Here is a 10,381-nt window from a genome sequence, read left to right on the forward strand (position 1 = left end):
GATGCAGCGCCATTCCGTACCTCCCCACCAGGAGGAACCTCGCCCGTGGCGACCCTGCACGCGCCACGGTAGGGGACGATCGCAACTGGTGTCGCACACGTGTTCCTGGCCGCGCGGGTGCGACACCGGTTGCGATCCTTTTTTGCGCCGGTGTTTGTGGCCGGTTCTTGTGCCGGGGAGGCGTGCCCGGGCCGGTTGGCACCCTCCCCGCACGTCCGCGACCCGCGCACGGACAATGGACGCATGCCTGAAGGCGACACGGTGTTCATCACCGCGACCCAACTGCGCGGCGCGCTGGCGGGGCGCGTGCTCACGCACACGGACTTCCGCGTACCGCGGTACGCCACCGTCGACTTCGCGGGCCGCCGGGTCCTCGCGGCCGAGTCGCGCGGCAAGCACCTGCTGGTGCGCTTCGAGGGGAACGTGACCCTGCATACGCACTTGCGGATGGACGGCGCGTGGCGCGTCCAGGCCGCGGGCGGACGGGTCGGGAACAGCCCGCGTGACCAGGTTCGTGTCGTGCTGGCCAACGAGGAGTTCGCCGCGATCGGCCTGCGGCTGCCGGTCGTGGACCTGGTGCGGACCGCCGAGGAGCCGCGCGTGGTCGGCCACCTGGGCCCGGACCTGCTCGGCCCCGGCTGGGACGCGGACGAAGCGGTGCGGCGGCTGACCGCGCGGCCCGGGCGTCCGATCGGCGACGCGCTCCTCGACCAGCGCAACCTGGCAGGCGTCGGCAACGTCTACCGCGCCGAACTGTGCTTCCTGCGCGGCGTCTCCCCCTTCGCCCGCGTCGACGCGGCAGGCGACCTGCACGCCATGGTCGACCTCGCCAAGCGCGCCCTGGAAGCCAACCGCGAGCGCCACGGACACGTCACCACGGGAGATCCCCGCCCCGGCCACCAGCACTGGGTGTACGGCCGACTCGGCCGCCCCTGCCGCCGCTGCGGCACCCCGATCCGCAAAGCCGAGGCGGGCGAACCGCCGCGCGTGGTCTTCTGGTGCCCCCGCTGCCAGCCGAGCGACCGGTAGGTCGGACCGCGCGCGTTCGGGTCACCGGATCGGTTGCGCGACGCCCGCCGGTCCACTCTTCGGGGGGACTTGGGGTGACCGCCGGACGTCTGGGTCGTCGTACAGGGCGTCCGTGCGACCGCCTCGGAGGTTCCTGTGAGCGCGTACCGGCTGTCCGTTCCCCGACTTGGCGTCCTGCTCTGCGTGCCGCTGCTCGCGGGGTGTGTCTCCGGCGGGCCGCGCGCCGCGGGCCTGTTCGAGGCACCGCCACCGCCCACCCCGCCCGCGGCGGCCGCCGGGGCAGGGCCCGTGTCACCGACAGTTCCGTCGGTGCCGACCCTGCCCGACGCCGCGCTGCCCGGGCCCGCGGTGTCGGTCGGGCCGCCGATGGTGTCGTGGACGTCGCCGTCCCCGTTCCCCGCCACGTCTCCGCCGAACGGACCGGCCGCTTCGGCGGGGCGGACCCCGGACACCGACGAGGTCTCCGTACCACGCAAGCCGCCGCGTCGGCCGGGGCCGACGCACGGCAGCGTCCCGCCGCGGCGTCCCGTCCCGGCACCGGCCGCCACGCCCTCCCCGACGCTGCCCGGCAGCGTGTGCGACGGGCTCGCGCAATACGGCCTCTTCCCGGTCGGCGGCAGTACGCACCACTGGTGCCTCAGCCAGGAGCAGGCTCCCTGACCTCCGCGGGCTGACCTGCGGCGAAGCGATCGGACCCACAGCGCACGTTTATTGACTGTTCGTCAGATCGAATCTACGGTCCCCGTGGGCCCGGTATCCCGGCCCCAGGCACTCCTTGGGAGGGGAACCCGTGTTGCGCACAGCCCTCGATCTGTCCGGCCGCGTGGCCGTCGTCACCGGTGCCGCCAGCGGAATCGGCCGCAGCAGCGCGCAGGTTCTGGCGGAGCTCGGCGCCGCGGTCGTCTGCGCCGACATCAACCAGGCCGGCGCCGAGGCCACCGCGAAGCTGATCGCCGACGCGGGCGGCAGCGCGACCGGCACCGCCGTCGACGTCTCGTCGGCCGCTTCGGTCGACGCCCTCGTGGCCGCCGCCGTCGCCGAGCACGGGCGGCTGGACGTCATGGCCAACATCGCGGGCATCATGCACACCAGCACGGTGATCGAGACGACCGACGAGGACCTGGAGAAGGTCCTGTCGATCAACTTCAAGGGCGTCTTCTACGGCTGCCGAGCCGCCGCGCGCGTCATGGTCGAGCAGGGCTCCGGCAGCATCGTCAACATGGCGTCGAGCGCCATCGACACCGCCAACGCGGGCCTGCTCTGCTACGGCGCCGCCAAGGCCGCGATGTACCAGCTCACCAAGACCCTGGCCACCGAGGTCGGCCCGAAGGGCGTACGCGTCAACGCCGTCGCGCCCGGCTGGACCGTCACCGGCATGACCGGCCGCCACTGGACCGCCGAGGACGGCACGCAGGACGAGGACCTCAAGGCCGCCGTCGCCGCGCCGATGGTGAAGATGTCGCCGCTCAAGCGCGTCGGCGAGCCCGAGGACATCGCGTACGCGGTGGCCTACCTCGCGTCCGACGCCGCCAAGTTCATGACGGGCCAGGTGCTGCGGCCGAACGGCGGCGTGACCATGCCGTGGTGACGCACGTCACACGGCATTGAGCCCTGGGGGCGCCGGCGGGGATTCGTCCCGGTCGGCGCCCTCGTCGTGGACGCGGCCGTATTCGCCGACGCGGGCGTCGATCGCCGCGTCGACGGGCGCCCCCGCCTGCGCCCGAGCCGCGCGCCGGAACCGGGCGGCGCAGTGCACCGGCAGCAGCGTCAGGCTCCAGCCACCGAGCAGCACCGCCGCGGAGCCGGGGCGCGGGGCGGAGGCCTCCGCCTGCAGCGCCCACGCCATCGCGGCGAGCCAGGCCAAGGTGAGGACGGAGGCGAGTAGCCAGGTCGCCGCGGAGCGGTCGCGTACGCCGCCGTGCACGAGCTCGCGCGTGAGGGACCGCACGCGGCCCGGTCGGCCACCCGGTGCGTGCTCGGGGATCAAGCCCGTGCCGCCACCGGCGGTCCTGCCAAGGTGTTGCCCAACCTGGTTCATGGTCGGCCTCCTCGGTTCCCCTTTCGGGGGCATCCCCAGCCTCCCCCGGAACATCCGGTCGGGCCAGGAACCGGGCGGCCAATCACCCGTACGGCGCATGTCGCCGTCACCATGTGTGACGGATTGTGTGGTATTGGCTACCGGCGCACGAGTGTGCGCACAGGCGCCGCCGGTGTGCCGGAACGCACGAGGGCGGTGCCGGATCCCGGGGATCCGCACCGCCCTCCGTGAAACCGGGGCACCGCTCGCGGCGGGCCCGGCACCGCGGACTACGCCGCGACGACCACGTCCACCTGACTCGTGGACTTGACCGAACCGGACGAACCCGGCCCGGGTACGCGCTCCGACCCGGACGGTCCGACCGGCTCCAGCACCGGACGCGAGGTCAGGCCCTCGCTGTGGGCCAGCTCGGAGAGCGCCAGCTCGTCGCTGACCTCCCGGAGCACTATCGACATGCGCACGTCCAACGCCTCGCAGATGGCGGCGAGAAGCTCGGACGACGCTTCCTTCTGACCGCGCTCGACCTCCGAGAGGTACCCGAGGGACACCCGGGCCGCCGACGACACCTCGCGCAGGGTGCGGCCCTGGCGCTGGCGTTGCCGACGCAGCACGTCACCCAGCAGGCGACGGAGCAGAATCATCGGTCGCTCCCTCCTAGGACCGCGGCTGCAACGGACACAGCCCCACCGTACCCGGCATCCCCGAACTGCGTACCGGGTCTGCCGTCCTGTTCACTGAGGGCGTGGAGCCAACACGCCCTGGGTGACGGCTCATGGCTTTCGCACCGTTCAAAACCTTCGTTCCGCATCGGTCGCACAACCCCCCTCTCAGCCCGTGAATTCCCGGGCGGGCTCCTGCGGCAGCCCCAGGATCGTGCGCCGCAGCAGTTCCAAGGACCGCACCACGGTCAGGGTGCGGATCCTGTCGCGGTCCCCCGGCAGGCGCGGGGAGACGGTCACGGTGCCCTCGGGACCCGCCACCGCGATGTGGACCTCGCCCACCGGACGCCCGTCCTGCGGTTCCGGGCCGGCCACGCCGGTCGTGGCCACCCCGTAGGTACCCGACAGCAGCGTCCGCACACCCTCGGCCATCTCGCGTGCCACTTGCGGGTGCACCGCGCCCTCGGCGGCCAGCAGCGCCGCGCCGACGCCGAGCACCGAGGTCTTGACGTCGGTGGCGTACGCCGTGACCGAGCCGCGGAACGCCGCGGACACGCCGGGCACGGTCACCACAGTCGCCGCCAGGAGCCCGCCGGTCAGCGACTCGGCGACCGCGAGCGTCGCGCCGCGCTCCACCAACAACCGGGCAACGACCGCGACCAGTTGCTCGGTTCCCTCGCCGTACACGCAATCGCCCAGGAGCTCGTACGCCCGCAGCGCGGCCGCGTCGACCTCGGCGCCACCGCCCGGACCGGTCGACGTGAGCTTGACGCGCGTCTCGCCGGGCTCGGCGAGGTAGGCGACCTCGACCGCGCCGACCGCCGCGAGGTCCTTCTCCAGAGGTTCGAGGTGCTGCGCGATGACGCCCTCGCCGACGCCGACCGTGCGCAGTACTCGCTGGGCCCGCGGTGCCGGGGCGCCGGAGCGGCGCAGCAGGTCCGGCAGCACCTGGTCGCCGACCATCGCGGCCATCTCGTGCGGCACGCCCGGAGTCGCGTAGACGGCGGTGCCGCGGATGTCGATGGCCAGGCCGGGCGCGCTGCCGCGGTCGTTCGGGAGGATGCGGCCGCCGTCCGGCAGATCGGCCTGCTGCAATCCGAGGCCGGTGAGCGTGCGGTTGGTGTCCCGGTAGCGGTCGCGCAGCCACTGCTCGACCTCGGGGTCGCGGCGCAGTTCGACGCCCGCCACGCGGGCCACGGCCTCGCGGGTGCGGTCGTCGGAGGTGGGTCCGAGCCCGCCGGTGATGAGCACGGCGTCGGCACGCTCGACGGCGGTGCGCAGGACGTCGACCAGTTCGCCGAGGCCGTCGCCTACCGTGGACACGCCGGTCACGCGCAGCCCGGCATCGGTGAGCAGGCGTCCGAGGCGGCTTGCGTTGGTGTTGACGACGTCGCCGATGAGCAGTTCGTCGCCGACCGCGACAAGTTCGACCTTCACCTGGCGTGCCCCCTTGTCCGTTGTGGTCCTCGTGTTGTCCCTAGTGCTGCCCCAGCTCGGGACGCGCCCCCTCGGCGCGGCCCTGGTCCGCGGCCGCGCCGACGCCGTCGCCTGAGGCGGTGCCATCGTCGGTGCCGTCCGTCTGCGTGCTGTCGGTTTCCGAGGCGTCGGCCTCGGACGGCTTGGCGTCGTCGGCCGGACCGCCGCGCAGCGCCTTGACGACGTAGTCGACGCCCGTGACGACCGTGGCGATCACCGCGACCGCCATGACCCACGCGCGGAACGAGGCAAGCGGGCCGGTCATCACCAGGACGTACATGCCGATCGCGGTGCCTTGCAGCAGCGTCTTGAGCTTGCCCCCGCGGCTCGCCGGGATCACCCCGCGCTTGATCACCCAGAACCGCATGAGGGTGATGCCGATCTCGCGGAAAAGCACCACGCCGGTGACCCACCAGGGCAGGTCGCCCAGTGCGGAGAGACCGATCAGCGCGGCGCCCATCAGGGCCTTGTCGGCGATGGGGTCGACGAGCTTGCCGAAGTCGGTGACCAGGCCGTGGCGGCGCGCGAGCATGCCGTCGAAGCGGTCGCTGATGCTGGCGACGGCGAACGCGGCCCAGGCGTACGCCCGCCAGACGGGGTCGTGGCCGCCGTCCTGGACCAGCAGGTAGACGAACAGCGGCACGATGGCGATGCGCATCATCGTGAGGCCGTTGGCGGCGTTCCACACGCTTACCGACGTCGTCGGGTCGCCCAGGCGGTCGGGCTTGGGCGGGTGGTTGGCGGCCGCGGTGCGGACCGCTTCGGCGGGGTGGGCGGCGGCGGCGCGTACCGCCTCGGCGCGCTGGTGGGCGGCGGCGCGTACCGCCTCCGCGCGCTGGGCCGCGGCGGCACGCACGGCTTCGGCCCGTTGGGCCGCGGCGGCGCGGGCGGCCTCGGACGGGCGGGGGCGGGACGACGGAGTCGTGGGCGTGGGGTCCTCGGTCACCGCACGGGTCCCGCGGGCACATCGTCGGGTACGCCCGACACGGACGCCGCCACGGACGCCGCCTCGTCGGCGGCATCGGTGCCGGTATGCGCGCGGGCTTCGAGCTCGGCGTCGGCGTACAGGTCGACCCCCTCGCTGCCGACCACGAGGGCGCGTACGAACGTGCCGACCGCCAGGTCGCGGCCGCGCAGCACGGTCAACCCGTCGATCTCCGGAGCCTGGTGCGCGGCGCGGCCCTCGGCGGTGACCGTGCCGTCGTCGGCGATGTCGACGATCTCCTCGACCAGGACGGTGACTTCGGTGCCGACGCGCTCCTCGGCGCGCTGCGCGGTCAGCTCCTCGGCGAGGCGCGACACCCGCTCCAGCCGCTCGGCGGCCACCTCGTCGGGCAGCTTGCCGTCGTATCCGGCGGCCTCGGTGCCCTCCTCGTCGGAGTAGCCGAACACGCCGATCGCGTCGAGGCGCGCCTCGGTGAGGAACCGCATCAGCTCGTCGAGGTCCTCTTCCGTCTCCCCCGGGAAGCCCACGATGAAGTTCGAGCGCGCTCCCGCCTCGGGGGCCTTGGCCCGCACCTGGTCGAGCAGGCCGGTGAACGCCTCGCGCGAGCCGAACCGGCGCATACGGCGGAGCACCGGCTCGCTGGCGTGCTGGAAGGACAGGTCGAAGTACGGGGTGACGCCGTCGGTTCCGGTGAGCACATCCACCAGCCCCGGGCGCATCTCGGCCGGCTGGAGGTAGTTGACGCGGACGCGCTCGATGCCCTCGACGGCGGCCAGTTCGGGCAGCAGGGTCTCCAGGAGGCGGATGTCGCCGAGGTCCTTGCCGTACGACGTGGAGTTCTCGCTGACCAGCACGATCTCGCGCACGCCCTCCGAGGCGAGCCAGCGGACCTCGTCCAGCAGGTCGGTCGGACGCCGCGACAGGAACGAGCCGCGGAACGACGGGATCGCGCAGAACGAGCAGCGCCGGTCGCAGCCGGACGCCAGTTTCACCGAGGCCACCGGCCCGTCGCCGAGGCGCCGGCGCAGTGTGCGCGGGCCGGACGCGGGGGCGACGCCCTCGGGCAGGTCCTCCGGCACGGCCTCCTCGGGCCGCTCGGCGGTGCCGTGGCCCGGAACCGCGCCCGCGGCGTCCTGCCGCTCGGCGGGGCTCAGCGGCAGCAGCTTGCGGCGGTCGCGGGGTACGTGCGACGTGTGCTTCTCGCCGGCGAGGATCGCGCGCAGGCGTCCGGCGATGTCCTCGTAGTCGTCGAAGCCGAGCACCGCGTCGGCCTCGGGCAGCGCCCCGGCGAGCTGGTCGCCGTAGCGTTCCGCCATGCAGCCGACCGCGACGACCGCCTGCGTGGGCCCGCCGTCCTTCTTCAGGTCGGCGGCCTCCAGGACGGTGTCGATCGAGTCCTTCTTGGCGGATTCGACGAAGCCGCAGGTGTTGACCAGAACGACCGCGGCGTCCGAGGCGTCCTCGGTGAGGCGCCAGCCGTCCGCCTCCAACCGCCCGGCCAACTCCTCGGAGTCGACCTCGTTGCGGGCGCAGCCGAGCGTGACCAGCGCCACGGTACGACCGCCGCCCGCGGTGGCGGCGACGGGGACGGCGGCGTCGGCGGCGGGGCGTTCATCGGACGCGGTGCGGGGCGCGGGCATGCCGGAAAGCCTACGTCAGGACGGGACCCGGACCCGACGCGGGAAGCATTCCGGCGGCGGTTCGGGTCGTCGGAGGCGGCCCGGGGGCGCCGGATCAGCCCTGTTGCGGATCGCCGGGCTTGAAGGTGAAGGTCACCACGCTCTTCTTGGCGCTGGCCGGTCCGAGGTCCTTGCCGTTCACGTTGAGGCGGGCCGCGGGGCCGTTGCCGAGGACCACCTTGAGCTGCGAGGGATCGCTGAACTCCTGGTTCTTGCCCTTGGCGATGATGCCGTCGAAGACCTCTTTGCCGGCGCTGTTGGTGACGCTGGCCCAGGTGGAGCCGGTGACCGCCTCGATGCGGACCTTGACGTCCACCGGCGCCTGCGCGACGACCTCCTGCGCGGGCGGGGCGGGCGGCGGAGGCACCGGCGCGGCCTGGGTGGCCGGCGGAGGCGGGCTCGAAGTGCCGGTCGCCGTACTGCCCTTGTCGTCGTCCTTGCCGCTGAACACCTGGAAGGACACGAACCCGACGACGGCCACGACGGCTGCGGCCATGGCGGCGGTCCAGTTGGGGGCGATGCGGCGCTCCGGCTTGACCCGTTCGGGTTCGAAGATCACCGTGGGGCTCGGCACCGGCCCGCTGCCGAACTGCGCGTCGTACTCGGCGAGCAGCGGCTCGGGGTCGGTGTCGACCGCGCGGGCGAACGAGCGGATGTGGCCGCGGGCGTAGAAGTCGCCGCCGCAGGCCGCGAAATCGTCCTGTTCGATCGCCTCCACCAGGGGTTGCCTGATGCGCGTGACCTCACTCACCTGATCGACGGTGAGCCCCGCTTTGGTGCGGGCGTCGGCGAGAGTCTGACCGATGGACACGAGCGCGCCTCCGAGCGTGCAACCACTGCGGCGGAATTCAGTCTAGGGCTGGGCGGAACGGTGGTTTCGCGGTCGGCCGGCCCCGTGGGCACCTTTGTAGCCGAGCTGAAACACAGATGATCAATGGATAGCTGGTTTTGCTCATTCCCCGCGAAGCGTGCTCAACACCTGATCAAGTTCATCGGGCTTGATGAGCACGTCGCGGGCCTTGGAACCTTCACTCGGACCGACGATCCCCCGCGACTCCATGAGGTCCATCAGCCGGCCCGCCTTGGCGAACCCTACGCGCAATTTGCGTTGCAGCATCGAAGTGGAGCCGAACTGGGTCGACACCACCAACTCCGCGGCCTGGCACAGCAGATCAAGGTCGTCGCCGATCTCCTCGTCGATCTGCTTCTTGGGGCCCCCGCCGCCCGCGACGTCCTCACGGTACTCCGGCTGCAACTGCTCCTTGCAATGCCGGACGATCGCCTCGACCTCGGCCTCGGTGACGTACGCGCCCTGCATGCGCACCGGCTTGTTGGCACCCATTGGGAGGAACAGGCCGTCACCCTTGCCGATCAGCTTCTCGGCGCCCGGCTGGTCCAGGATGACCCGGCTGTCGGCCAGCGAACTGGTCGCGAAGGCGAGGCGGGACGGCACGTTCGCCTTGATCAGGCCGGTCACGACGTCGACGCTGGGGCGCTGCGTGGCGAGCACGAGGTGGATGCCGGCCGCGCGGGCGAGCTGGGTGATGCGGACGATCGAGTCCTCCACATCGCGCGGCGCCACCATCATCAGGTCCGCCAACTCGTCGACGATCACCAACAGGTAGGGGTACGGCGCCAGTTCGCGCTCGCTGCCGGGCGGCGTGGTCAACTTGCCGGAGCGCAGCGCCTTGTTGAAGTCGTCGACGTGCCGGAACCCGAAGTTCGCAAGGTCGTCGTAGCGCATGTCCATCTCGCGGACGACCCACTGGAGCGCCTCGGCGGCGCGCTTCGGATTGGTGATGATCGGCGTGATCAGGTGCGGGATGCCCTCGTACGCGGTCAGCTCCACACGCTTGGGGTCGACCAGGACCAGGCGCACCTCGTCCGGCGTCGCGCGCATCATGACCGAGGTGATCAGGCCGTTGATGCAGGACGACTTGCCGGCCCCGGTGGCGCCCGCGACCAGCACGTGGGGCATCTTCGCGAGATTCGCGACGACGAAGCCGCCCTCCACGTCCTTGCCGAGCGCGACCAGCATCGGATGGTGGTCGGTGACCGCCTCGTCCGAGCGCAGCACGTCTCCGAGGTTGACCATCTCGCGGTCGGTGTTGGGGATCTCGATGCCGACCGCGGACTTGCCGGGAATCGGGCTGATGATGCGGACGTCCGCGCTGGCGACCGCGTACGCGATGTTCTTGGCGAGGGCGGTGATCCGCTCGACCTTGACCGCCGGGCCCAGCTCGACCACGTAGCGCGTCACCGTGGGGCCGCGCGTGAAGCCGGTCACCCGCGCGTCGACGTTGAACTGCTCGAAGACCTGGGTCAGCGCGCCGACGACGTCGTCGTTGGCCTTGCTGCGCGCCTTGCCGGGCCCGCCGCGCGTCAGCAGGTCGTCGGACGGCAGGTGGTACGTCACGTCGCCGGAGAGCCGCAACTGCTCGCTGCGCGGCGGCGCGGGGCTGTGCTGCGGCGCGCTGCGCGTGTTGTCGGGGACGGTCTTGCGGCTGCGGGCCGACGGAACCGGGAGCGCCGCGGCGTCGAGCGCCGCGGCGGA

10 protein-coding genes are annotated in these 10,381 nt (G+C 72.5%); 3 read left to right on the forward strand and 7 right to left on the reverse strand.

The genetic code is table 11. The features are described 5' to 3' along the window. Positions 1–243: 243 nt before the first annotated feature. The 3 genes from ACRX5S_RS18385 to ACRX5S_RS18395 all read left to right on the forward strand — a co-directional run bounded on the left by ACRX5S_RS18385 (position 244) and on the right by ACRX5S_RS18395 (position 2,617). Positions 244–1,029, forward strand: a complete 786-nt coding sequence (locus tag ACRX5S_RS18385) for a DNA-formamidopyrimidine glycosylase family protein (RefSeq protein WP_436774028.1) — start codon at positions 244–246, stop codon at positions 1,027–1,029. A gap of 135 nt (positions 1,030–1,164) precedes the next feature. Beyond that, the gene (locus ACRX5S_RS18390) at positions 1,165–1,689 is read left to right on the forward strand and encodes a hypothetical protein (RefSeq protein ID WP_436774029.1); all 525 of its coding nucleotides are present in this window, start codon (positions 1,165–1,167) and stop codon (positions 1,687–1,689) included. A 130-nt stretch (positions 1,690–1,819) separates the two neighbouring features. Further along, positions 1,820–2,617, forward strand: a complete 798-nt coding sequence (locus tag ACRX5S_RS18395; RefSeq protein ID WP_436774030.1) for an SDR family NAD(P)-dependent oxidoreductase — start codon at positions 1,820–1,822, stop codon at positions 2,615–2,617. 6 nt (positions 2,618–2,623) lie between these two features. On the opposite strand, the gene ACRX5S_RS18400 is transcribed toward ACRX5S_RS18395, so the two are convergent. The 7 genes from ACRX5S_RS18400 to ACRX5S_RS18430 form a co-directional block, all read right to left on the reverse strand. Next, complete coding sequence (locus ACRX5S_RS18400) at positions 2,624–3,067, reverse strand: hypothetical protein (protein WP_436774031.1); 444 nt, start codon at positions 3,065–3,067, stop codon at positions 2,624–2,626. Positions 3,068–3,336: 269 nt separating this feature from the next. Then, positions 3,337–3,708, reverse strand: a complete 372-nt coding sequence (locus tag ACRX5S_RS18405) for a helix-turn-helix domain-containing protein (RefSeq protein WP_436774032.1) — start codon at positions 3,706–3,708, stop codon at positions 3,337–3,339. Between the two features lie 186 nt (positions 3,709–3,894). Beyond that, entirely contained in the window at positions 3,895–5,289 is a 1,395-nt protein-coding gene (locus ACRX5S_RS18410; protein ID WP_436774033.1) for a CinA family nicotinamide mononucleotide deamidase-related protein, read from the reverse strand. Continuing rightward, a complete protein-coding gene (gene pgsA, locus ACRX5S_RS18415; protein ID WP_436774065.1) occupies positions 5,204–5,917 on the reverse strand; it encodes a CDP-diacylglycerol--glycerol-3-phosphate 3-phosphatidyltransferase in 714 nt (237 codons plus the stop codon). The genes ACRX5S_RS18410 and pgsA overlap by 86 nt, the downstream gene beginning before the upstream one ends. Positions 5,918–6,144: 227 nt before the next feature. After that, positions 6,145–7,788 carry a 30S ribosomal protein S12 methylthiotransferase RimO gene (gene rimO, locus ACRX5S_RS18420; protein WP_436774034.1) on the reverse strand — a complete coding sequence of 548 codons (1,644 nt, stop codon included), beginning with the start codon at positions 7,786–7,788 and terminating at the stop codon, positions 6,145–6,147. A gap of 94 nt (positions 7,789–7,882) precedes the next feature. After that, positions 7,883–8,638, reverse strand: a complete 756-nt coding sequence (locus ACRX5S_RS18425) for a helix-turn-helix domain-containing protein (protein ID WP_436774035.1) — start codon at positions 8,636–8,638, stop codon at positions 7,883–7,885. A 141-nt stretch (positions 8,639–8,779) separates the two neighbouring features. Continuing rightward, positions 8,780–10,381 (reverse strand): DNA translocase FtsK (locus ACRX5S_RS18430; protein WP_436774036.1); only part of this gene is annotated, 1,602 nt, incomplete at its 5' end.

The sequence above is a fragment of the Yinghuangia sp. YIM S09857 genome, assembly GCF_051388915.1.
Taxonomy (GTDB): Bacteria; Actinomycetota; Actinomycetes; order Streptomycetales; family Streptomycetaceae; genus Yinghuangia.

Coding starts and splice junctions, on each gene's coding strand:
- ACRX5S_RS18385 (WP_436774028.1), top strand. CDS start 244: ATGCCTGAAGGCGACACGGTGTTCATCACCGCGACCCAACTGCGCGGC.
- ACRX5S_RS18400 (WP_436774031.1), bottom strand. CDS start 3,067: ATGAACCAGGTTGGGCAACACCTTGGCAGGACCGCCGGTGGCGGCACG.
- ACRX5S_RS18405 (WP_436774032.1), bottom strand. CDS start 3,708: ATGATTCTGCTCCGTCGCCTGCTGGGTGACGTGCTGCGTCGGCAACGC.
- ACRX5S_RS18410 (WP_436774033.1), bottom strand. CDS start 5,289: ATGGCACCGCCTCAGGCGACGGCGTCGGCGCGGCCGCGGACCAGGGCC.
- rimO (WP_436774034.1), bottom strand. CDS start 7,788: ATGCCCGCGCCCCGCACCGCGTCCGATGAACGCCCCGCCGCCGACGCC.